Origin of the sequence: Sneathiella sp. HT1-7, from assembly GCF_020731145.1 — a bacterium.
Classification (GTDB): domain Bacteria; phylum Pseudomonadota; class Alphaproteobacteria; order Sneathiellales; family Sneathiellaceae; genus Sneathiella.
In genome coordinates, this window is sequence record NZ_JAJFZN010000005.1 from 42,427 (window position 1) to 65,026 (window position 22,600).

Here is a 22,600-nt window from a genome sequence, read left to right on the forward strand (position 1 = left end):
GGAATTTATTGAAGAAGGAAGAGAAAGATGACGGATAACTCAGAAAAAATTGCAGATGTGTCACGCCGTTCATTGTTGAGGGGGTCTGCTGTCGCTGCCGGGATGGGTGTGGTGGGCGGGGCAAGTCTGATGCCCATCTCAACCGCACGCGCCGCAAGTGGAAAGAATGAAGTTGCTCCCGGTGATCTTGATGAATATTACGGCTTCTGGAGTGGCGGGCAGTCTGGCGAGCTGCGGATCATGGGGGTTCCCTCCATGCGGGAACTGATGCGAATTCCTGTTTTCAACCGATGCAGCGCCACAGGATGGGGACAGACGGACGAAAGTATCAAAATCCTCACAGAAAATATGTTGCCGCGTGAAAAAGAATTCTGGGCGGACAAAGGCGGCTTTCCAAGCAATGGTGATACTCATCATCCACATATGTCTTTTACAGACGGGACATATGACGGGCGGTATATTTGGGTGAATGACAAGGCAAACACCCGCGTCGCTCGCATCCGCTGCGATATCATGAAAGTGGACAAGATCATCTCCGTTCCCAATGCCGCGAGTATTCATGGCCTGCGTCCACAAAGATTTCCAAAAACCAAGTATATCTTTGCGAATGATGAACATCGCGTACCGTTGCCCAATGATGGAACCGTACTCGACGATCCGACAAAATATCACGCTGTTTTCACGGCCATAGACGGCGAGAAAATGGAAGTTGCCTGGCAGGTCATCGTCAACGGCAACCTTGATAATGTCGATGCGGACTATCAAGGAAAGTATGCGATTTCCAGCTGCTATAACTCAGAAGAGGGCGTGACACTTGCCGAAATGACTGCAAACGAGCAGGACTGGGCGGTTGTATTCGATATTGCTGCGATTGAGGCCGGAGTCGCCGCGGGCGATTTCAAGAAATATGAAGGGGATGTGCCGGTCCTGGATGGTCGCAAGGGGTCGAAATATACTCGGTATATTCCGATTTCGAACAGCCCGCATGGCGTAAATGCGTCGCCGGACGGTAAATATATGATGATCAACGGCAAGCTGTCGCCAACTGTGTCTGTTATCGAAATGGCAAAATTGCCGGACCTTTTTGCAGATAAGATAAAGCCCCGCGACGCTGTGGTCGCTGAACCGGAGTTGGGTTTAGGCCCGCTCCACACGGCTTTCGACGGGCGGGGAAATGCTTATACGACCCTGTTCCTTGATAGTCAGATTTGTAAGTGGAATATCGATAAAGCTATCCGCAAATTCGCTGGAGAAGAGGTAGATCCGATTGTCGAGAAGCTCGACGTTCACTATCAGCCAGGCCATAACCACACATCCATGGGAGAAACCAGTCAAGCCGATGGCAAATGGCTGATTTCACTAAATAAATTCTCAAAAGATCGATATATTAATGTGGGGCCTCTGAAGCCGGAAAATGACCAGCTTATTGATATTTCGGGCAATAAAATGAAGTTGGTGCATGACGGGCCGACATTTGCCGAACCACATGATTGCATTATCGTTCATCGCTCAATTGTTAATCCGAGCCAGACCTATGATCGTGAAGACCCCATGTTCGACGCCATCAAGGCGCAGGCAAAAGCCGATGGGGTCGAGGATCTGGATTATGCGGAAGACGTGATCCGGGACGGGAATAAGGTTCGGGTCTATATGCATTCGACCGCGCCGATATTCTCTTTGGAGAAATTTACTGTGAAACAGGGGGATGAAGTCACCGTCGTCGTCACCAATATCGATGACGTGGATGATCTCACCCATGGTTTTACAATTTCCAACTACGGTGTGGCGATGGAAATAGGCCCGCAGCAAACTGCGTCGGTTACCTTCAAGGCCGATATGCCGGGTGTTCACTGGTTTTATTGCCAGTGGTTTTGCCATGCACTGCATATGGAAATGCGCGGTCGCATGTTTGTTGAGCCAGCATAAATGATGTCCATCCAAAGAAAAATTCTTTGGCTTTGCAAGGTTGCGGTGGCAGGCATAGTCACCGCATCCTTCACTTATTCTTATGCGACGGCGCGTGAGATTAACGTCTCGGGGGATCTTCAAAAAGCGATTGATGCGGCAGCAGCAGGCGATACCTTGACCTTGCAGCCCGGAACCTATGACGGACCGATTTCCATCATAAAGCCGCTCACAATTTTAGGGTCTGGGAAATCTGAGATAATCGGATTATCGACAGGCTCTGTCATTCAAGTTTTGGCGCCAAATACAACGCTGAAAGGTCTGACGATTACTGGTTCCGGTCTTTCTTTGGAAACACAGGATAGCGGAATCTTTCTACATCCTGAGGCCCTCAACGCCGTTGTTGTGGACAATGATGTAACGGATAACCTAATTGGCATTTATGTATCCGGAGCGGAAAACGCGCGGGTGTCGGGCAATCGCATTTCTGGTCGTCGTGATCTGAGGATGAACGAGCGGGGCAATGGAGTCCAGATATGGAATGCGCCCGGAACCGTCATAGAAAAGAATGACATTCGTTACGGCCGAGACGGCATCTTCGTCACGACGAGCAAACGGAATATTTTCAGAGCCAACCGGATGCAGGATCTTCGGTTTGCCATTCACTATATGTACACCAACGACAGCCAGGTCATCGGCAATCAATCTATCGGAAATCATATTGGTTACGCGATTATGTCGTCGCGTAATCTGAAAATTGAAGGCAATATTTCCGATCAGGATCGTGACCGTGGATTGCTGTTCAACTATGCGAACCACGTATCCGTAAAACGCAATATTGTGCGTGGTGGAACGGAAAAATGTATTTTTATCTATAATTCGAACAGGAATGCCTTCGAAGAGAATCTGCTGTCAGATTGCGCTATCGGCATCCATTTCACGGCAGGTTCCGAGAGAAATGCTCTGACACGAAACGCTTTTGTAAACAACCAGAATCAAGTCAAGTATGTCGGCACAAGGTGGCTCGAATGGTCTCGTGATGGTGTTGGAAATTACTGGTCGGATCAGGTCGCTCTGGATCTGGATCGCAACGGTATAGCAGACAGCGTATATCGCCCTAACGATCTAACGGACCGGATAATCTGGCAATATCCATCTGCACGTCTTCTTATGAACAGTCCGGCGGTCCAGGTTTTGAAGTATGCGCAAGGAAACTTTCCGGCATTACATCCTGGTGGCGTTATCGACAGCGCTCCGTTGATGGCCATTCCAGAAAGCCTGACCGATGGGGGGAAGTCATGAGAATGGAAAGACTTTCTATGATCGAGTTACTTGGCATCAGCAAATCCTATGGCAGAAAAAAGGCGCTTGAGGGTATTTCCCTCACGCTTTCAAACGGTCAGTGTCTTGCTTTGGTGGGGCATAATGGTGCGGGTAAGACAACGCTCATCAAGATTATCTTAGGCCTCTTAAAGCCCAGTAACGGATCGGTGGCGGTATTGCACGGTGATCCAGGAAATCGGAGCTTCAATCGCAATCGTCGCCACATCGGGTTTTTGCCGGAGCAGGTACTCTTCCAGAAAACACTGACAGGGCGTGAAACTCTTGCCTTTTATGCGCGTCTTAAAGGGCTTTCTGTGAAAACACTCGATACGTATTTTGAACGTGTGGACTTGCTAGGCGCCGCGGACCGCCGTGTCGGGACTTACTCTAAAGGGATGCGGCAGCGTCTCGGTATTGCACAGGCACTCCTCGGGCAGCCAAAATTGCTGATATTGGATGAACCGACAAGTGGGCTGGATCCTGTTGCGCGCCAGAATATCTATAAAATTCTGGATGAAGAAAAGCGGAAGGGCGCCGCGGTACTTATTTCGTCACATGTTCTTACGGAACTCGATGACCGGATTGACAGGGTTGCTATTCTCAATGATGGAAAGCTGGTCGCGCAAGGATCTATTCCTACTCTTCGACATCAGATTGGTATGCATTCGCAGATGAAAATCAGTGCGGACAGGGAAATCTGTCGCGAGCTAATGACAATGTTCCAGAATGAGATTCCTGCGCGGAGCCAGTTTGCAGGGGAGGTAATTCTGACTTGCCCGCCTGCACGAAAAGTGGAAATTCTTGGTAAGGTGATGGCCTTTAGGGGCAGAATTCAAGACATTGAACTAACTGATCCAACGCTTGAACAGGTCTTTAATGCCTATTCAACGTCTGATCATTCTGCGGGGGAACTATCAGATGCCTAATATGCTGATACTTGCGCAAAAAGAAATCAGGGACGGTTATCGAAACAAATGGATTTCTGTCATGACACTGGTCATGGCAGGTTTTGCGTTGGTACTTGCGTTTCTCGGAAGCGCGCCTGTTGGAACTACCGTTATCAGTCCGCTTGCTGTAACGGTAGTTAGTCTCTCCTCTTTGGGTATTTTCTTTATCCCCTTGATTGCTTTGCTGTTATCTTATGACAGTATTGTTGGAGAAGATGATCGTGGCACCCTAACCCTGTTGCTTGCCTATCCGATAACTCGTTCTGATATCGCGCTTGGTAAGTTTCTTGGACAATTATTTATACTCGCCTTCGCTATTATTGTCGGATATGGCTCTGCCACTCTCGCGATTGCATCGTTCGGGGAAATGCCTGTGGCTGACTTGCCGTGGAGCATATTTCTGAAGCTGGTTTTCTCTTCCATTCTGCTCGGGTGTATTTTTCTCGCGCTGGGTCTGCTCCTAAGCATTTTAACAAGGGAACGCGGAACGGCCGCTGCAGGTGCCATCGGCATCTGGCTGGTATTTGTCGTATTGTTTGATATGGCTCTGCTTGGAATTCTTTCCTCCGGAGCCTCAAGCCTTATCCCGGACGACGCCGTTAAATGGATTATGATGGCGAGCCCATCAGATGCGTTTCGAATGTATAATTTGGCAACTAACAACGAGACTGCGTTGTTATCGGGGATGTCGGGATTGCGCGCCGATCAAGTTGTCCCCGCCTCAATATTGCTTGTTTTTCTATGCAGCTGGATAGTCATCCCGCTTTTTGCCTCCTGCGTTTTTTTCCAACGGAGGGCGTTATGACCTCAATTTTCAGAGTGGGATCGGCCCTGATATTTTTGTTGCTCGTATCCGCCTGTGAAGATGGCATTGGCGATATTCCTTTGCCGCAGGCGTTGCCGGAAGGGGCTGTTGGTACATATTGCGGGATGATCCTGACTGAACATGCCGGGCCAAAAGCGCAAATATTTGAAAAGGGTCGCTCGGAACCACTCTGGTTTACGGCGGTCCGGGATGCAATAACCTATACCCGGCTACCCGGTGAAGGACAGAGCGTCGTCGGTTTCTATGTCCATGATATGGCGCGCGCTAGCAGCTGGGAAAAACCACAATCTGAAGGTATCTGGATTACTGCCGATGCCGCTTTTTTTGTTGTTGGCAGCAATAGGCTTGGTGGTATGGGGATGCCGGAAACGGTGCCCTTCGGGACAGTAGAAGCCGCCGAAACTTTTGCGGAAAAATACGGAGGACATGTGTTTAGGTTAACCGAAATTCCAGTCTCCGCTCTGTTAGTTATGGATACAGACAATGGTGACAAAATTGCCGATCAACATTTTGGGGCAGAGTCGCAAAAATGACAAAAATACCACCCATACCAAAAATTACCCGCCGCCGCTTTATCATCACGGCAAGCGCAGCTGGCGCTTTTGCTTCCCAGCCCGTAAGCGCGGCCACATTGGCGGGCGGATTACAGCAGGTTAACTGGAAAGGCGCGGCACTGGGAGCCGAGGCCTCCATTCAGCTATTCCATCGCGATCCGCAATGGGCGAGAGAGCAGCTTCAACGATGTCAGAAGGAAATCTATCGGCTCGAAGAACTCTTCAGCCTGTATCGCCCTGATTCCACGATCTGCCGGTTGAATGCGGATGGATATCTCGATAATCCGGATATTGAGTTCTTGAATCTCCTGTCATTGTCAAAGTCATTCTCTGAGCAAACGAAGGGTTTTTTTGACGTAACGATACAGCCGCTCTGGAAACTATATGCCGATCATTTTTCCGAAAATAATGCAGACCCGTTTGGTCCATCGCCTTCAGCGATCAGTGCGGCACTTGAGAAAGTTGGATCCTCGAAGATTGAACTGTCTGCCAGCCGGATAACGTTCAAACGACCCGAAATGGCAATTACCTTAAACGGTATTGCCCAAGGCTATATAACTGATCGTGTCTCAGACCTTCTCAAATCGGCGGGCTTCGAAGATGTCCTTGTTTCTTTGGGCGAAAACTTTGCATTGGGCAGGAAATCAGATGGAAGTCCATGGCGAGTAGGGATTCTGTCGCCGGCCGATGGGAAAACAATTTCATCGACCGTAAATCTGACGAACAAAGCGCTCGCGACGTCAGGGGGATATGGAAGTCCTTTTTCTGAAATATCCAAGGCTAATCATCTTCTCAATCCACAAACTGGAGAATGGTCAGAGCTTAATCGCTCTGTTTCAGTCATATCCAGTTCCGCCACTCATGCAGATGCTGCGTCGACAGCGCTTGCCTTGATGACCAGTGAGGAACGTGCTGATTTTATTGAAAGGCAGCCTTTAATAGAAGAGGTGATTTACGGATAAATTTTGCACGGTCAGAAGAAAACTGCCTCCAGAAATTCTTTGCCCTTTACATTTTAGTCTTTTCGAACGCCATCAGGAAGTATTCTTCGTTGATAAAGCTGCCGGTTCGGCAAACATCTGATTGTATATTGCGAAAATGATCAGGAGAGATGGTACTGCAATGAAGCCGCCCAAAGGCCCCCATAGCCAGATCCAGAAGACGATGGCAAGGAATACGATAAAGGGGTTCAAGGTTACTCGACGGCCGATCACCAATGGCGTTATGATCTGAGCTTCCAAGAGATTAATTGCCAGAAATACAAAGGCCGGTGTAACCATGCCCCAAAGAGACGCCGAACTGATCAGACCGACACCAAGCAAGACAACGAAAGTAACGGCCGGTCCAATAAAAATCACATAATTGAGAACGGCGGCGAGCATTCCCCAAAGCAAAGGTGAAGGGACGCCCAATGCCCATAACGCAAGGGTTACGCTTAATCCCATTCCAATATTTATGATGGTTATCGCGAGGAGATAGTCCGATACATTGTTTTCAATTTCACGGAAAACACGCGCCATGTGCCATCGGGTTCTTCGGCTCATCGGCAAGCTCAATATGGTTCTTCTCAAGGTGTGGCGCGCCGCAACGAAGAAATAGAAACTCGCTAGAAATAGCACTATTTGACCGGCAATGGTGGGGGCAAGAATAGCAGCGTCCTGAACGGCGGAGCTATCGTCTACGACAACGGTATCCTCGCTTTTCTGACCCGTTACGCTTCGAAGCTGAGCCTGCAATTCCGAGATTGTGTCCAGGTTATCCTGCCAGCTCGCGAGCTCAAACCGCAGCCTCGCCCAAATTCTGGGTAATTGGTCAATCCAGGTCGACAACGGGGCCGCAAATACGGCGATTGCTATGCTTATTAGGATAATAAACAGCAACACAACAATCGCCGCCGAGCGGGATGCCGGAATATGAAATCTTTCAATGCGGTCCGCTATTGGGCCGAACATGATACCGATCACAACCGCAAGCATTATGGGCGCCAGGATTGTCTTGGAAAAATGCAGCGTTGCGACAAGTGCAACTAAGGCAAGGAATATAATCGATACTCTCGCCGCCGCTTCAATTCTGCTTCTATGTTTTGAAGCAGCAGAGGAGGTGCCGATTGTTACTTGTTCCAAGTTTTGCATTTCGGTGTGTCCGATGCCGGTTTCTAAACGTGTTCTTCTTCTTGTTGCTTGCGTTTATCAAACATCCGAGACATTTCAGTCGCATCCGCACCGCTTACCAGGTCTTTAGCAAGTTTAAATACGTCTTGTTCTTCTTCCTCGATATGATGTTCAAGCTCATCTTTTAGCTTTTCGAATTTCTGTATCCAGCCTGCGCTGCTCATATCCATGTCAGAAAGCTCATTGATCAGTTCATCCGCACCTTGATGCTCAGAAACGCTATGGCGTGCTTGTTCCTGGCTATTCGGATCCTCGATCAGAACGGCGTAGAGGGTTTGCTCTTCGGCGTTGGCATGGCTCACTGCTTCTGCCTTGAACTGTTCGAACAGGCGACGCCGTTCGTCGGAATTTCCCGACGTCTCCATAATTTGATTAGCGAGGTTCTTTTGTTTATCGTGATCCTTGATGAGGCGCTCATAGATATCCATAGATCTGCTCCTTGTGTTGTTTGACGCATTACAAACATCCGCAAACGCAAAGAGTTCCCAATGAATGAGATTTTTTGGGGGACAACGCTTATCGATCCGTCGGAGTTACAGCTCTAATTAAGCGATTTTTTCCACCACATCTTGAGCAATTGTTTATGTCGCAATTGAGTGAAGTAGTATTTTCTGGCGTTTGGATTAGCTGAAATAATTCTTTCTACGCGTCGGATATCTGCCGGTTTCAGCATGCCGTCCACATAGCGCTGGACTTCCTCCTTGCTAAACTCGCTTGAACTCATACCACTAGAATATTTGTCATGAGGCAATGAACAACTCTCTTTAGTCTAAATTTCCAATCCTACTCATATACCCAATGAATTTAGATCGGTTTTGGTTCCATGGAACTTTTTGCAGGCTGCGCTGTTTGTAAGTCTGTATGAAGCAAATTTGAGGAGAATCCAGATGATTGGTTGGGCAATAACATTTTTATTAATTGCATTGGTTGCGGCAGTATTTGGTTTTGGCGGGGTCGCCGCTGCCTCCGCTGGGATTGCAAAGATTATTTTCGCGGTATTCATCATCCTGTTCGTTGTGAGCGCGATCGTACATGTCATCAGAGGCCGTAAACCTCCTATGTAAGTAGCGAACTTTCCATATTTCAGGATAGCACGGTTAAATTGATCAAAACGGCACTTCTGTTGAAGTGCCGTTTTTGTTTCTCGTAAAGAACCAGCTCTTGTAAGATGGGAAAATGAAATATTTATCCCTGAAGTTTTTCTCAGCTTATCTCGCAGTTTTGCTCTTCGGCTTGGTGTTTTGCACATTCCTGCTTGTTGTCGGTGAAAGCCGGATAAGGGCCGAAAGCAAAAATATTCAGCAATTGGTGCAGTCCCTTTTTGAAATGGAATCCGCGAACCTTCTGGTCGAAAAAATGCTTCTGAGCCAGCAGGGTTATATGATTTTCGGTGAACAACAATTTATTGAGGATTATGAAGAAACGACGCAGAGGCTCTCTAAAACGCTGACTGATTTGTCGGTCTTTAGCCTAGAGGATCAGTTACAACGAGGTATCCTCGGGTCAGTGGATCAAAAAATTTCCCTCCTTGAAACAGAACTTGAAAGCCGGGCAGCCAACAGGCTGACTGTGAATACAGCTGACATCGTTACTGCCAACCAAAAAATTGATGCGTTGAAAAGTGAAATTTCCGAGACTTTTGAAGCCCTTATTATCGAGGGAAAAAGTCTTCTCGATGCTCAAAGCCTGTCTGCGGAAAATAAAACAAGGCAAAATGAACAGCTCATGCTTGTAACGGCGGGCATTGCAATATTGCTGATTATATCGATCGCGGTGAATTTCATTCTCAGGCGAAGTTTTCGCCGTCTTTTTTCCGGACAGGTTTCTGAAGAAGAGCAGGTTTTGGAGCTGGCGGTTGAGGGTAGCAAGGACGGCATTTTCGACTGGGATATTCAGTCCGGAGAAGTTAATTACTCGGATCAGTTTATCGCCATGTTGGGATGTGATCGCGAAGAGTTCAGCGGGAAAGTTGAAGATTTTGCTGACAGGCTGCACCCGGAAGAAAAAGAAACAGTCCAAAACTATATCGAGCTTTATCTAAAGGGGCGTTTATCCGAATATTCAAGTACTTTCCGGATGCGGCATAAGTCCGGGCGATGGATTTGGATCAGGGCGCGGGGGGCTGTCATACAGGATGACAACGATAAGCCGTCTCGATTTGTCGGCACGGTTACGGATATTAGTGCAGAAAAAGACTACGAATTGAAACTTGAAGGGGCGATACAAAAGGCTGAAGAGGCGAATGCCGCGAAAAGCGAGTTCCTTGCCCATATGAGCCATGAAATAAGGACCCCACTGACAGCGATTACCGGTGTCGCGGACATACTAAACCAAGGCTCAGGTGAATTGGATCAGAAAAAGCAGAAACTAGTCAAAGTGCTGCATTCCAGCTCTATCAGCCTGAAGGATCTCATCTCGGACATTTTGGATTTCTCCAAGATTGAGAGTGGAGAACTTGAACTGGAGGAAACGTCTTTCAGCCTGCCAAACATCTTTGAGCATATAACAAGTATTATGTCCGTCAGGACAAAAGAGAAAAATCTGGAATTTGTTTTCGACTATGCGGGCGTAAAGGAGCTTGAATTCTTCGGTGATCCTGTTCGCATTCGCCAGATATTGATCAATCTAATTGGCAATGCTGTCAAATTCACCGAAGAGGGCCATGTCCATGTGGAAGCCAAGACCGAAGATCAAGGTGATTTTTCAGTTCTCAGAATAGATGTCGAGGATACAGGTATCGGGATTTCCAAGGATCAGGCGAATCTGATTTTTGAACGTTTTAAACAGGCGGATTCGACAGTATCGAGAAAGTTTGGTGGCACGGGGCTTGGGCTTCCCATTTCGAAGAAGCTTGCCAGCTTGATGGGCGGGAGTATCGAAGTTGATAGCGAGATCGGCAAAGGATCTGTTTTCTCTCTTATCTTGCCAATCACCGGCGGCATCAAACAGTTCAAGGATGGATTTGAGCAAAGTGAAGCCGATAGAAAGAAGCGCATCGATGAAATGAAAGCCCAAATTGAAGAAACTCAAAAAGCCTTGCTTGTCGAAGACTACGAAGGAAATATTACCGTTCTAGGGCATATCCTGGGTGATCTGGATGTAGAGTTTGATATCGCAAAGACGGGTCTGGAAGCGGTCAATCTTTGGAAAGAAAATCACTACGGCCTCATTTTGATGGATATTCAAATGCCGGAGATGGACGGATTTACGAGTACCAGACTAATCCGGAGCATCGAAAGCGAGAAGGGGTTTGATCGAACGCCAATTGTCGGTATGACCGCCCACGCCCTTGTTAGCGATAAGGCGAAATGTATTGAAGCCGGTATGGATGGGTATTTGCCGAAGCCGATTGTTGAAATTGACCTGAAGGCGACTGTATTGAAATATCTGGGCAATATGTCGGCAGAAGAACTAGAAAGCCCGGATGTTTGATCCGGGCTTTCAGCAAAAACATTAATGAACTGTTGGTGCCTCTAGAAGCTGCTGTAAACTCTCACGGGCGCGTGAGAGACGGGAGCGTACCGTGCCGATCGCGATCTTCAGGAAATCGGATACTTCCTGGTAGCTCAGGCCCTGGACGCAAATCAGGATCAGAATTTCCTGATGTTCATGGGAAAGTCTGTTCATGGCCTCATTCACCGTCTTCAGTTCCATTTGCTTATCTTGTGGCGCTTCAATGGATTCTGCTTCCAGGTAGCTTTCCGGATCGTATTTTGTTTCATACTTTGCTTTCCGACGATAGTCAGATGCAAACTGGTTATACATGATCTTCGATGTCCATTTAAAAAGATCCGTGTTTTCCTGGAACAAATGCTTCTTCTCAATAGCTCTTAATAGCGTATATTGAAGTAGATCTTCTGCATCATGATTGTTCTGGGTCAGGCGACGGGCAAAATTCCTGAGACCGGACACTTCTGTAGTCAATTCTTGATTGTTGAACATTTGCGTCTTCCTTTTTGCTAGTCGTTTTCGATATTGCAAAATGGAAGTTAGTTGACCGATGTAACTTGTGATTTTCGCCTTTGTATGAATTGCGAAAGAGTTTGTAACATTTTTGTATGCGGCTGATAAAATGCCCTGAGGCTCTATAAAAAGGATAGCTTAAATGAATAAGGGCGCGGTCCTGTTAATTGATGATGATGAGGGGCTTCGGACAGTGCTATCGCACTATTTCGAGGCAGAGGGGTACTCAGTCATCACGGCAAAGGATGGCGCAGAAGTTTCAAATAAACTTGCCGCCGAGCAATTAGACGTCATTTTGCTTGATCTGGTGCTCCCCGATACGGAGGGTACCAGCCTTATTCCTGTTATAAGACAGTCGACATCAGCGCCGATTATCGTTGTCAGCGGGAAAAATGACACTACAGAGAAGATTATTTGTCTGGAAATGGGGGCAGATGACTATCTCACAAAACCCTTTGAGTTGAGAGAGTTAAAGGCTCGTATAAAGGCTGCGATGCGGCGCGCGAATGAACATAAAGCCGATCCTGCGGCGGTGTCTGAAACAGTAACGGAGACTGAGGTCATTGCTTTTGGCCGTTTCACACTGGATCGCGATCAGTATCAGGTTTTTGATAAGGACGGTAATTCCGTCGATTTCACCATTGGTGAGTTCCAGTTGTTGGAGGCCTTGGTAACCTCTCCTAAAAGAACCTTAAGTCGCGAACAATTGTTTGAAAAAACCCGCGATGGCAAGTTTGATGTTTATGATCGTGCAATTGATATTCAGATAGGCCGCATTCGTAAAAAGCTCGGTGAGGATGGGCCAATTCTTATCAAGACGATGCGCGGCGTCGGTTATATGTACGCGCCAAAAAGCTAGAGCCCGTCCAAAATATTGGAACTTTTTTTTGATTTGTTTGTTTGTTGGATGCGAACGAAATCAAATGGAGTTTTACAATGGTCAAATCTACCGAAACTTACCCAGAAATTGACGAGCTGAAAGACGATCTTGCGGCTCTGAAAAAACATATGTCGGAACTGACGGCAAGCCTGAAACAGGATGGCGTTGATGAAGCAGAAAAAATTGGCGCAAGAGCCAAGGAAAAACTTGGTGAGTTGAAAGACCGAGGAAGTCAGGGTATCGAGCAGATCGAAGGCAGGGTCAGAGAGAAGCCAGGCCAGAGTATTGCGATCGCCTTTGCCGCTGGTTTCTTGGCCAGCATGCTTATGCGGAACCGGAGCTAACCCGTGAATCCGCTGCTGCAAATCCTACAACAAACGCTCGCCGATAATTTTGCGCCTAAAAAATCAGGCATTTTGCAACGTGGAGCAATAGGGGCGTTTGTTGTGGCCTTAGTCGTGGCCCTATCATTTATTGCGTTATTCTTCCTGGCGCTGTCCTTTTACAGCTGGATGCTCATGTATGTTGTGCCTCCTATGGCAGCACTGGCCACCGCCGGAAGCATCCTGCTGATATGTCTTATTGTTGTAACGGCGCTGTACTTCATTTTGAGGTCGAAGCCGAATACACCGTCGCAGGCGGATGAGACGGCCCGGATGATTTCGACCGTCGCCGCAATTGCAGGAGACGAACTTGGTAAAACAGCGGAAACCAACCCGAAGACGACGCTGCTTCTTGCGGGTGTCGCCGGCCTTATTGCCGGAAAGTATCTAAATTAGTTGGGAACTTTTTGAGCGATCAGGCGTTGGTTTTGTTGATAATCAAGAGAAAACGAAAGGACAGGCTGATGAATACAATTAGCAAGGAAGCACGCGTAATTTTTATGTTGGGACTTTTCGCCCTTGCGTCACTCTCTCTTGCTGCCTGCGAGACGATGGAAGGCGCAGGCCAGGACATAGAGAAGGCTGGGGAAGCTATTCAGAAAAAAGCAAATGAATAAATTTGCTTGAGCTGGTATCAGATGAGTAACCGAAACTCTTTCTCTTACAACATGTAACCAATAAAGCCGCCTTGGTCAGGCGGCTTTATCTTTGCACAAATTGCACTGTTGCCTTCTTTACTGACAATGGTCTACAAAGCGGCCTTGATAAGGCTCGACTGGAGTATACCCTTTCCGTCTATAATCAATTCTGCCATAATAATCATCGCCTTAGGATGCTATGCTGGCGGAGTTCGGCTGTTTACGTAGGAAAATGACATGAAGTGGGTGGCCCAGAAGCTTTGCACCGAAGCTGGTGACTACGAATTATTTGTGGAAAAACAGAAGCAGGACTGGGAATGTGATGAACCCATGGATCTGTGGAAGTGGGCAGTCGTGTTCCACGGTACAATTGTGGCGAGCGGGGCGACGAGAGATATGGAAGACGCGAAACGCATTGCCGAAGCCAGTATTCCGAAAGAAAACAACTAGATTAATTCGGTTGCCGGGTGATCGCATAAGCCTTTGGTTAGCCTTCCCAATCTTCTCCTACGGGTTTTCTTGACCGGTTCTTTTCAGTGTCTATCAGCCTTTCCGCCTCTTCACGATCGTCGGCGGTCGCGTCGTCTGGCAGGGAATTGTCATTTTTGAAAACCAAGGCAAATTCATAGAACATCGGAAAATGATCTGATCCGATATGCGGCTGCCGTTCAATGGACACGAGCTCAAACTCTTCCGAATGGAAAACATGATCCAGGGGCCATCTTAAAAATGGAAAGCGGGCGTCGAAAGAATTGAACATTCCGCGCCCCTGACGCGGATCCAGCAACTGGGAAATTCTGAGAAACCGCCGGGTTGTTTCTGACCAGGCGACGTCATTGAGATCTCCTGTTACGATCAGCGGCCGTTGTCTTTTCGCGGCTAACTTTCCGGCAACAAGTATCTCCGCATCTCTTCCTTGCGTATCCCGATGTGGAACAGGAGGGTCGGGATGGATGGAAATGAGGTCAAACAGGTGCCCGTCTGTGACTTTAAACGAACAATGAAAACTCGGAATTCCCTCATTTAATAAGTACTTGATTTCACCGCTTGGCATCTCCAGGCGAGAGGTCAAATACATCCCATAGCTGTTGTCCTGCGGACAGGAAATTTTTTGAGCATACTCAGTCAGCGATGCGTCAAGGGCGTCAACCCATTGCTGATCAGTTTCCATCAGGATGAGGATGTCAGGATCACGGGTGTTAATCAGCTTGATTAGGTCTTGATACCTTCGATTGCCTTGTTTCACATTACAGACGAATAGGCTTATAACGTCTTCGCCCTTACTATCTGTGGAATGTTTGGCTGACTGCTGTGCCCAAAGAGGCGTAAAGCGAATGATATAGATCGTTTGAATTGCAAGTGCCGCGACAAGCATTGCGAGAAAGATCAGGCTAATCCAATTGATGGGCAGAATTGCCAGCACGAAAATGGTTGTCGTGATTGAAAGGAGGGCGAGTTGAAGACGGCCGAAATCAAATACTCTAACTGCACCATGTGCAATGGGTATAAATGGAATCAGGCTAGCCAAAAAACTGAATGACGCAACTGTGCCCAACACATAATACGACATGAGATTCTTTCAAAAACTATCGGTTATCAGTATATAGAGCTCAGCATGAAATTACTGCTACAATTTCATCTTATATTGTTGAGATAAATTAGTTTAGGCGGCACTCCCCAGGTGCCGTTTGAGGAACTTGATGTGGGAATAAGTTTCATCGAGCATTTGCATCTGACGCTCAATTAAATCTGTTGTTGCTTCTGGCGATTCGCTGTTTAGGGCGTCACGGAATTGTTCGAGTGCAACACTCTCCGCTTTTTCCAGCTTTCTTAACAAGGCGATTTCCATATCATCTATCTCGGTCCTTAATGGCCTAAATAAATCTGAAGTCCGACCATCGCCGATCTCCTCTTCTGCTGCTTCACCGGCAATCGAAAGCGCGTGTAATCTAAGGTTAATTATGACGCTTTCTCGTGTTGAGGCAATCCTTCGGAAGGTTTCCCCCAAACTCCGACTTTTCGTGCGATACGCCGCAGTTGCGTAGAATTCACGCGCGTCTTCGCAAATGTTAATGAGATCACTCAGCATCTCTATCGTCGTATTTGGCATAATAAAACTTTCTTTGGCCTCTGCGTTCATTCGCATCAGCACCCCAACCAACAAACTGCTGAAAAAAAAGTTCCTGAATGTGGGAACCTTTTGGCGAGTTCGGTGTTTGTCATTTGTGTAACGACTTCTGAACACAAAAGAGGATTAGATAATGCAAAAGAAATTTTTAGCGACAGCATCCATCATCGCCCTTATGGCTGTATCTCCCGCGCTTGCCGGAACCGCAAATACGGAAGACAGTACGGCGAAACAAGCCACTGAGCAGGTTAAAGAAGGCTGGGATAAAACCAAAAAGGCAGTCAAGGAAACTGCCGAGGATGCCTCTGATGCAACGAAAGACGCTTACAGGGATTTCAAGGCCTTTATCTTCAGTGATGATGACGGAAAGCTCGGCGTCGAGCAGGTTCAGGTTAATCCTCGTACGACGGCAACGGGCATCATTGGAGAACCCGTTTATAACTTTAATGATGAGCGGGTTGGCGTCGTAGAGGACGTTATCCTCGATCAGGATGGCAAGGCCGTCATGGTTATCATTGGTGATGGTGACTTCTTCGGTTTGGGCAAACTCGCGGCATTTGACTATAACTCCATGGTCGAAATGGATGCGGATGGCGATATTGTCATGCCCCTCACGGAAGAAACCATCGAGCGTGCCGCTGAATTCTCATTTGACCGGAATGACACAGGCGAGAATGTTCGCTTGATGCCGGCCAGCGCATACAGCGTGGAAAAACTTCTCGATGCCCAGCTCGTGAACGCAAAAGGCGAGACGTTAGGTGAAGTCGATGACATCACCTTTAAGGACGGGCAAGCCGCTCAATTGATCGTGGGATTTGATAAAATTCTCGGCTTTGGCGGAGAGGAAGTAAGCCTGGCTTATAACGATGCGAAGCTCGTCAGGGACGGCGATGACGACGTCAAATTCACGCTTTCTGAAAAGAAGTCCTCGCTTATCAGTAATCATAAATCATTGATGAACTAAGTTTATTGGGCGAACTGAAAAGGAGAACGAAATGCTAAACCAAGATATCCTGAAGGGTAAATGGAAACAGATCAAAGGCGAGGCCCAGAAGAAATGGGGCAAGCTGACCGATGATGATCTGGAACAGATAGACGGCGACCGTGAGATATTCCTGGGGAAATTACAGGAGAATTATGGAGTTGCCAGAGAAGAGGCCGAAGACATGTTGGATGATTTTGAAAGAGATCAAGTGTCATAGGCTAACCTGACCTAAGAGAGCGCTGCATTCTATATGCGGCGCTCTTTTTGATTCTGACCTATTGCGCAGACATTAAAGGCAGGTTTCGTAACGTCGAAGCGCTACTGCACGTCGTCTTGTTTGCACAAATAGACTAAATGCAGCTATCTAGGTGAAATTCCCTGCAGCATCCACGCGGTGACAAGCAACACTATGTTCAGCGCTGATTTCGCGAAGCATCGGTGGGGTATCCTCACAGCTCTCAACGGCGAAGGGGCAGCGGCTTGCAAAGCGACAGCCTGTCGGAAGGGAAATGGGGCTGGGCGGATCACCATCGAGCATGATGCGGTCCTCTCGCGGCTTGCCGATTGAGTCAGTCGACGGCACTGCGGAGATGAGGGCTTTCGTGTATGGATGCCGGGGATTGCGAAAAATATCCTTTTTGCTGCCCTGCTCAACAATCTGACCGAGATACATCACCGCAATTTCGTCACAGATATGCTGGACAACAGCGAGGTCGTGACTAATGAAAAGATAGGTTAGCTCAAACTCTTTCTTGAGCTTGGCGAGCAGGTTGAGAATCTGTGCCTGAATGGCAACATCAAGAGCTGAGACAGGTTCATCGCAGACAATCAGGTCCGGCTGAGTTGCAAGGGCGCGGGCAATACCGACCCGTTGTCGCTGGCCCCCTGAAAACTGATGCGGGAAAAGCTCGCTCTGTTCAGGCCGAAGGCCCACAATCTCGAAAAGTTCCTTTACCCTTGCGTCACGTTCCGTCGCGGTCCCGATATTCATTAGCTTCAAAGGGCGCTTCACAATCGAACCGACGCGCTCCCTCGGGTTCAGGGAAGCATAGGGATCTTGAAAGACGATTTGCATCTTCTTGCGCGCATCACGCAGGGAGGTGCCCTGAATATTGGTGATGTCATCTCCGCCGAGGGTAATCTGCCCCGCCGTCGGATCGACCAGGCGAACGCAGGCGAGTGCAGTTGTTGTCTTGCCGGAGCCGCTTTCCCCGACGAGACCAAAGGCAACGCCGCGTTTGATGGAAAAAGTGACGCCATCCACGGCATGTACGATAGCACCGTCGCGGGTTGGAAAATGGACTTTAAGGTCGGAAACCTCAAGTAATGCGTCTTTTGAACTCATACGGTTTCCTCCTGTGCAAGCCAGCAGCTAACCGATCGATTGTTCTCTATCTGAGTGCTCGGCGGAAATTCTACTTTGCACCGGTCAATCACATTTGGGCAGCGCGGCGCGAAGGCGCAGCCAGGTTTCGCAAGTTCAACAGCGCTTGGAACCACGCCCGGAATTTCGAAAAGAGCGTCTGGTTCATCCGGGGGGTCGGCCTGTAGCGTGGGAATGCATGAAATCAGGCCCCGCGTATAGGGATGCTGCGGGGCGCGGATAAAATCGATCGCCGGGCCTTTCTCGATATTGCGGCCCGCATACATGACCATTACCCGGTCCGCCATTTCTGCAACAACCCCGATATCGTGGGTGATCAGTATAATGGCCGTTTTGGTCTTCTCTTGCAGTTCGCGGAAAAGATCAAAGATTTGCGCCTGAACCGTTACATCAAGTGCGGTCGTCGGTTCGTCGGCGATCAGCAGTTTTGGTTCACAGACGAGGGAAATCGCGATCATTACGCGCTGCCGCATACCGCCGGAAAGCTGATGCGGATAATCATCAACGCGCTTCTCAGGTGAGGGAATGCCGACAAGGCGCAATATCTCAATCGCCTTGTTCCGCGCTTCCGCCCGGGAAAGGCCGAAGTGAGCCCGCGCAGTTTCGGCGATCTGCTCGCCAACAGTAAATACCGGATTGAGGGAGGTCATGGGTTCCTGAAAGACCATGGACATGTCGTTCCCGCGCAAGGCTTGCAGGTCTTTCTCGCTGGCCGTGGTTATATCGATCCCTTCCAGCAAGATACTCCCTTTGGAAATACGTCCGGGAGGGTTCGGAACAAGCCCCATAATGGCGAGGGCTGTCATGCTCTTGCCGCAGCCGGACTCACCAACGATACCGAGTGTTTCTCCATGTTCTACATCAAAGCTGAGATCGCGAACGACGGGTACGTCTGAGCCGCCGATTTGAAAAGAAACCTCAAGATCGCGCACAGAAAGAAGAGGTGCCTGCATTATCGTTTCCTCAACTTCGGATTCAGGGCATCATTGAGCCCATCGCCGACAAGGCTGATTGCCAGGACCGTCAGGAAGATTGCAATTCCCGGGAAAGTGACACCCCACCAGCTATCAAGAATATAGGGCCGGTTGTCGCCAATCATGCGGCCCCAACTCATATTGTTAGGGTCACTCAAACCGAGGAAAGCGAGGCCTGCCTCAAACAGGATCGCGGTGCCGATGCTGAGAGCGGCGGAGACGATAAGCGGTGGTGCGGCATTGGGCAGGATCACAGCCCATATGATCCGCCGGTTCTTGGCGCCGATAGATCGTTCCGCCCGGACATAGTCCATGCTGCGCAGTCGCAAAAACTCCGCTCGTGTCAGGCGTGCCGTGCTTGTCCATGAAACAATACCGATGGCAATGGCAATGTTTGTCAATGTCGCGGAGAAGAGCATCACGACGACCATGGCCAGCAGAAGGTTGGGCAAAACCTGGAAAAACTCGGTTACCCGCATCAACAGATTATCGACCCAGCCCCCGTAGTATCCGGCGAGGGCGCCGATCGTTACCCCTATCACAATAGTTAGCAATGCGGCCGACGCGCCGATGGCGATTGTTATCCGCCCGCCATTGATAAGACCGGCCAGAATATCACGCCCGAGATAGTCCGTGCCCAGCAGATATTCCGATTCAAGCGGCGGGGTGAGCGGCATCCAGACCATTTCTGTTGGGGCAACTTGATAGACAAGAGGTCCAACCAAAGAAAAGATCAGCACAATGGCAAGCAGGATCAGACCGGCGACGGCCGATTGGTTGCTGCTGAACATCTTCCATGTCTGGCGCGCGGGAGATGCCGGTTTTTCCATCGGTTCCGTATTAAAATTATCAAGGGAGCTATCAATCATTTTGCGCTAATCCTTGGGTCGATAATCCGGTAGGCAATATCAACGACGATATTGACGACCAGAACGAGCACTGCAGAGAAAAACAGAATCCCGAGCAGGGTGGGGGAATCCCGTCTCAAAATGGATTCGAACGCCAAAGTTCCCAGGCCGGGCCAGGCAAATACAGTTTCCACCAAAACCGCACCGGAGATAACTTGTGCGAACTGAAGGCCTGCAAAAGTGACGACCGGCAAGACGGCGTTACGGAGGGCATGCTTATAGACAACAAGAAAGCGACTCAGCCCTTTTGCCCGCGCCGTCCGTATATAATCGGATTCCAAGACTTCCAGCATGCTGGCACGGGACAGACGACTGTAAAAGGCGAGATAGATGGAAGCAAGCGTCAGAGCAGGGAGAACGAGATGCCAGACGACATCAAGGATATAGGCAAAGTTACCTTCCGGTTCATCCGCTGTGGCCATGCCAGCAATGGGGAAAATTGGGAGAGCGACGGAAAGCAGCAGAATCAGCATGATCCCGATCCAGAACACCGGCGCAGAAAACCCTGCGAGCGATAATAAGGTAACAACATTGCTCAGCAAAGAGTTGCGCTTTTGGGCGGATGCGATGCCGAGCGCTGTTCCGACGAATAATGCAAATAGAAGGGCGGTGATGACGAGCAGAAGCGTGGCGCCTATGCGATCAAATATGAGTTCTGTTACGGGCTTGTCATAGTAAAAGCTATAACCAAGGTTGCCCTGCAGGACATTCCCAAGGTAGGTGAAAAGCTGTACATGAAAGGGTTGATCAAGGCCGAAATCGGCGCGAAGCTCTGCGAGAAGTTCTGGTGTGGCGCCACCCATTTCTCCGGCAAGAACTTCAACCGGATCGCCGGGGGCAATATGGATCAATGTAAAATTAAGGACCAGTACCGCGAGTAGCAGTATGACTGCATTGCCTATTCTTTTGGACAATGATTTTACCATTTAATGCCTCATGCATACCGCGAATGGAGACCGGGGCGAGGGTCTCTGTATAGGCCGCCGCCCCGGATATTCGTTTTAGTCTTTCAGATACACGTCATGCCATGGCGCCAGCGGGCCGAAGACACTTGACGGAGGATTGCCGACCTTATCGGAATAGACGGTCGCGGTGAAATCCTGCGGCATATAGATAAAGACAAGATCTTCTACTGCTTTACGCTGAATTTCAGCATAGGTAGCTTTACGTTTGTCGAGGTCTGTTTCAACGGCGGCAGCATCGAGAAGCGCATCCATAGCCGGATCGCAATACCCTTGTGTATTTGACCAGATCACATTGCGGATATTGTCGCAATCGAAATGCCGGTGAACGCCGATGACGGGATCCGGATAGTTGAAGGAACCATTCATTGTCGCCTGATAGTCAAAGCTGGAGATGCGTTTAACCCAGGTACCAAAGTCAGGTGCCTGACGGAGTTCAACTTTTATGCCAATCTTGCCGAGCTGAGACTGAATATATTCCCCCATCGGACCATGAGCTTGTTTCGCCCAGCTCGGAATATCGAGGGTGAAGGAAAAACGCTCGTCATTTGCGCCGACCGGGTATCCTGCTTCATCAAGCAGAGCCGCTGCTTTCTCGAGATCGGCTTCAAAACTCGGCACATCACCAGAATAGAACACGCTCCCCGTATGAAGTGGACCGGTGCCGGCATTGACACGGCCACCAAACAGAATTTTAGCGATAAAGGAGGTATCAATCGCATGTGCCAAAGCCTCGCGTACCTTGAGATCACTGAAAGGTTTGTCGCGAAGGTTCAGTTCCAGATAATGAATATAGCCAACCGCGCCATATCCCTCCGTTGTCACCGTAAGGCGACCCGTTTTTTCCAGGCGTCCGGCGTCAGTTGCGCGAATACCGGAAAATCCGACATAATCAATTTCACCCTTTTCCATCATAAGAACGCGTGTCAGGCTGTCTTTTACGATTGAAAAAACCAGCTTGTCGAGGTAGGGGCGGCCTTCAATAAAGAAATCTTCATTCTTCACAAGAACCAGCCTTTCCGCAGGAGTGTTCTCTGCGACCTTGAAGGGGCCGGAACCAATAACATTCTCCATGTTGCGCGGATGCTTCTTAAGTTCTTGCCCGTCGCCATAAACATGTTTTGGAATGATAGGCAGTAACAATGGCTCCATGGAAAGGAGCAAGCCCGGAATGGGAGCTGAGAGACGGAAGACAGCGGTGCTCGCGTCCGGTGTTTCAACGGCTTCAACATTGCTGAACATCGCCTTGCCGAAGGGGTGGTTGGCTTTCACTGTTTCCAGTGAAAAAGCAACATCTTCCGAGGTAATCGGCTGCCCATCGTGAAACTTCGCACCTTCGACCAGCTTGAAACTATAGGTCAGGTTATCGTCGGACACAGTCCAGCTTTCGGCAAGATAGGGTGTTGCCTTGTAATCTTCATCAATCAGGACAAGTCCGGCGAAAATCTGCGAACCGGGAACACCTGTCGCAGCGCCTGATTGCACTGCCGGGTTTAATGTACGGTAGCCGGTGGATGTTGTGTTCAGCGTGCCGCCTGCCTTCGGCTCAGCTGCGGAAATTGTTGTCGCGCTCAGCAAGGCAGTTATCGCCAAAGGCGCAATAATTGAAAGCTTACGCATTATTCTTGTATGAAACATATCCAGATATTCTCCCCACTAAAAATCGAGA

The 22,600-nt window shown here is 48.9% G+C and carries 25 protein-coding genes; 15 read left to right on the plus strand and 10 right to left on the minus strand.

Annotation, left to right across the window (positions count from 1 at the left end; translation table 11 throughout):
• Window positions 1-27 precede the first annotated feature (27 nt).
• Genes nosZ through LKE13_RS16410 form a run of 6 tightly spaced genes read left to right on the plus strand, consistent with a single transcriptional unit; the run spans window position 28 to window position 6,517 of the window.
• On the plus strand, window positions 28-1,926 hold the full coding sequence (nosZ, locus tag LKE13_RS16385; protein ID WP_227952493.1) for a TAT-dependent nitrous-oxide reductase: 1,899 nt from the start codon (window positions 28-30) through the stop codon (window positions 1,924-1,926).
• On the plus strand, window positions 1,927-3,207 hold the full coding sequence (locus LKE13_RS16390; RefSeq protein ID WP_227952495.1) for a nitrous oxide reductase family maturation protein NosD: 1,281 nt from the start codon (window positions 1,927-1,929) through the stop codon (window positions 3,205-3,207).
• A gap of 2 nt (window positions 3,208-3,209) precedes the next feature.
• Window positions 3,210-4,154 (plus strand): ABC transporter ATP-binding protein, encoded by a 945-nt coding sequence (locus LKE13_RS16395; RefSeq protein WP_227952497.1) that lies wholly within the window; start codon window positions 3,210-3,212, stop codon window positions 4,152-4,154.
• The gene (locus LKE13_RS16400) at window positions 4,147-4,980 is read left to right on the plus strand and encodes an ABC transporter permease subunit (protein ID WP_227952499.1); all 834 of its coding nucleotides are present in this window, start codon (window positions 4,147-4,149) and stop codon (window positions 4,978-4,980) included. The genes LKE13_RS16395 and LKE13_RS16400 overlap by 8 nt, the downstream gene beginning before the upstream one ends.
• Window positions 4,977-5,534, plus strand: a complete 558-nt coding sequence (locus LKE13_RS16405; RefSeq protein ID WP_227952501.1) for a nitrous oxide reductase accessory protein NosL — start codon at window positions 4,977-4,979, stop codon at window positions 5,532-5,534. Before LKE13_RS16400 ends, LKE13_RS16405 begins: the two co-directional genes overlap by 4 nt.
• Entirely contained in the window at window positions 5,531-6,517 is a 987-nt protein-coding gene (locus LKE13_RS16410) for an FAD:protein FMN transferase (protein WP_227952503.1), read from the plus strand. The genes LKE13_RS16405 and LKE13_RS16410 overlap by 4 nt, the downstream gene beginning before the upstream one ends.
• A gap of 72 nt (window positions 6,518-6,589) precedes the next feature.
• Here LKE13_RS16410 and LKE13_RS16415 read toward each other — a convergent pair whose 3' ends face one another.
• Both LKE13_RS16415 and LKE13_RS16420 read right to left on the minus strand, forming a co-directional pair.
• Window positions 6,590-7,687, minus strand: a complete 1,098-nt coding sequence (locus tag LKE13_RS16415) for an AI-2E family transporter (RefSeq protein WP_227952505.1) — start codon at window positions 7,685-7,687, stop codon at window positions 6,590-6,592.
• Between the two features lie 23 nt (window positions 7,688-7,710).
• Window positions 7,711-8,154 carry a hemerythrin domain-containing protein gene (locus LKE13_RS16420; protein WP_227952507.1) on the minus strand — a complete coding sequence of 148 codons (444 nt, stop codon included), beginning with the start codon at window positions 8,152-8,154 and terminating at the stop codon, window positions 7,711-7,713.
• Window positions 8,155-8,613: 459 nt separating this feature from the next.
• On the opposite strand from LKE13_RS16420, the gene LKE13_RS16425 reads away from it, so the two are divergent.
• Complete coding sequence (locus tag LKE13_RS16425) at window positions 8,614-8,790, plus strand: DUF1328 domain-containing protein (RefSeq protein WP_227952509.1); 177 nt, start codon at window positions 8,614-8,616, stop codon at window positions 8,788-8,790.
• Between the two features lie 112 nt (window positions 8,791-8,902).
• Complete coding sequence (locus LKE13_RS16430) at window positions 8,903-11,158, plus strand: ATP-binding protein (protein ID WP_227952511.1); 2,256 nt, start codon at window positions 8,903-8,905, stop codon at window positions 11,156-11,158.
• Window positions 11,159-11,179: 21 nt separating this feature from the next.
• Here the strand turns inward: LKE13_RS16430 and LKE13_RS16435 are convergent, their stop codons facing one another.
• Complete coding sequence (locus LKE13_RS16435) at window positions 11,180-11,668, minus strand: sigma-70 family RNA polymerase sigma factor (RefSeq protein ID WP_227952513.1); 489 nt, start codon at window positions 11,666-11,668, stop codon at window positions 11,180-11,182.
• Window positions 11,669-11,831: 163 nt separating this feature from the next.
• On the opposite strand from LKE13_RS16435, the gene LKE13_RS16440 reads away from it, so the two are divergent.
• The 5 genes from LKE13_RS16440 (at window position 11,832) to LKE13_RS16460 (ending at window position 14,040) form a co-directional block, all read left to right on the plus strand.
• Entirely contained in the window at window positions 11,832-12,548 is a 717-nt protein-coding gene (locus tag LKE13_RS16440) for a response regulator (protein ID WP_227952515.1), read from the plus strand.
• Window positions 12,549-12,625: 77 nt separating this feature from the next.
• Window positions 12,626-12,913, plus strand: coding sequence for a DUF883 family protein (locus LKE13_RS16445; protein WP_227952517.1), 288 nt, complete (start codon window positions 12,626-12,628; stop codon window positions 12,911-12,913).
• 3 nt (window positions 12,914-12,916) lie between these two features.
• On the plus strand, window positions 12,917-13,348 hold the full coding sequence (locus LKE13_RS16450) for a hypothetical protein (protein ID WP_227952519.1): 432 nt from the start codon (window positions 12,917-12,919) through the stop codon (window positions 13,346-13,348).
• A gap of 104 nt (window positions 13,349-13,452) precedes the next feature.
• Entirely contained in the window at window positions 13,453-13,569 is a 117-nt protein-coding gene (locus LKE13_RS16455; RefSeq protein ID WP_415776552.1) for an entericidin A/B family lipoprotein, read from the plus strand.
• 258 nt (window positions 13,570-13,827) lie between these two features.
• A complete protein-coding gene (locus LKE13_RS16460) occupies window positions 13,828-14,040 on the plus strand; it encodes a hypothetical protein (RefSeq protein WP_227952523.1) in 213 nt (70 codons plus the stop codon).
• A gap of 37 nt (window positions 14,041-14,077) precedes the next feature.
• Here LKE13_RS16460 and LKE13_RS16465 read toward each other — a convergent pair whose 3' ends face one another.
• Together LKE13_RS16465 and LKE13_RS16470 are read right to left on the minus strand one after the other, a co-directional pair.
• Complete coding sequence (locus LKE13_RS16465) at window positions 14,078-15,160, minus strand: endonuclease/exonuclease/phosphatase family protein (protein WP_227952525.1); 1,083 nt, start codon at window positions 15,158-15,160, stop codon at window positions 14,078-14,080.
• 93 nt (window positions 15,161-15,253) lie between these two features.
• Window positions 15,254-15,730 carry a PA2169 family four-helix-bundle protein gene (locus LKE13_RS16470; protein ID WP_227952527.1) on the minus strand — a complete coding sequence of 159 codons (477 nt, stop codon included), beginning with the start codon at window positions 15,728-15,730 and terminating at the stop codon, window positions 15,254-15,256.
• A gap of 121 nt (window positions 15,731-15,851) precedes the next feature.
• On the opposite strand from LKE13_RS16470, the gene LKE13_RS16475 reads away from it, so the two are divergent.
• Both LKE13_RS16475 and LKE13_RS16480 read left to right on the plus strand, forming a co-directional pair.
• On the plus strand, window positions 15,852-16,682 hold the full coding sequence (locus LKE13_RS16475; RefSeq protein WP_227952529.1) for a PRC-barrel domain-containing protein: 831 nt from the start codon (window positions 15,852-15,854) through the stop codon (window positions 16,680-16,682).
• A 31-nt stretch (window positions 16,683-16,713) separates the two neighbouring features.
• Entirely contained in the window at window positions 16,714-16,920 is a 207-nt protein-coding gene (locus tag LKE13_RS16480) for a CsbD family protein (RefSeq protein ID WP_227952531.1), read from the plus strand.
• 147 nt (window positions 16,921-17,067) lie between these two features.
• On the opposite strand, the gene LKE13_RS16485 is transcribed toward LKE13_RS16480, so the two are convergent.
• The 5 genes from LKE13_RS16485 to LKE13_RS16505 all read right to left on the minus strand — a co-directional run bounded on the left by LKE13_RS16485 (window position 17,068) and on the right by LKE13_RS16505 (window position 22,569).
• Complete coding sequence (locus LKE13_RS16485; RefSeq protein ID WP_227952533.1) at window positions 17,068-18,048, minus strand: ABC transporter ATP-binding protein; 981 nt, start codon at window positions 18,046-18,048, stop codon at window positions 17,068-17,070.
• A complete protein-coding gene (locus LKE13_RS16490) occupies window positions 18,045-19,040 on the minus strand; it encodes an ABC transporter ATP-binding protein (RefSeq protein WP_227952535.1) in 996 nt (331 codons plus the stop codon). The genes LKE13_RS16485 and LKE13_RS16490 overlap by 4 nt, the downstream gene beginning before the upstream one ends.
• The gene (locus LKE13_RS16495; protein ID WP_227952537.1) at window positions 19,040-19,930 is read right to left on the minus strand and encodes an ABC transporter permease; all 891 of its coding nucleotides are present in this window, start codon (window positions 19,928-19,930) and stop codon (window positions 19,040-19,042) included. The genes LKE13_RS16490 and LKE13_RS16495 overlap by 1 nt, the downstream gene beginning before the upstream one ends.
• Complete coding sequence (locus LKE13_RS16500) at window positions 19,927-20,895, minus strand: ABC transporter permease (RefSeq protein ID WP_227952539.1); 969 nt, start codon at window positions 20,893-20,895, stop codon at window positions 19,927-19,929. The genes LKE13_RS16495 and LKE13_RS16500 overlap by 4 nt, the downstream gene beginning before the upstream one ends.
• Window positions 20,896-20,970: 75 nt before the next feature.
• Window positions 20,971-22,569, minus strand: a complete 1,599-nt coding sequence (locus LKE13_RS16505; protein ID WP_227952541.1) for an ABC transporter substrate-binding protein — start codon at window positions 22,567-22,569, stop codon at window positions 20,971-20,973.
• Window positions 22,570-22,600 lie beyond the last annotated feature (31 nt).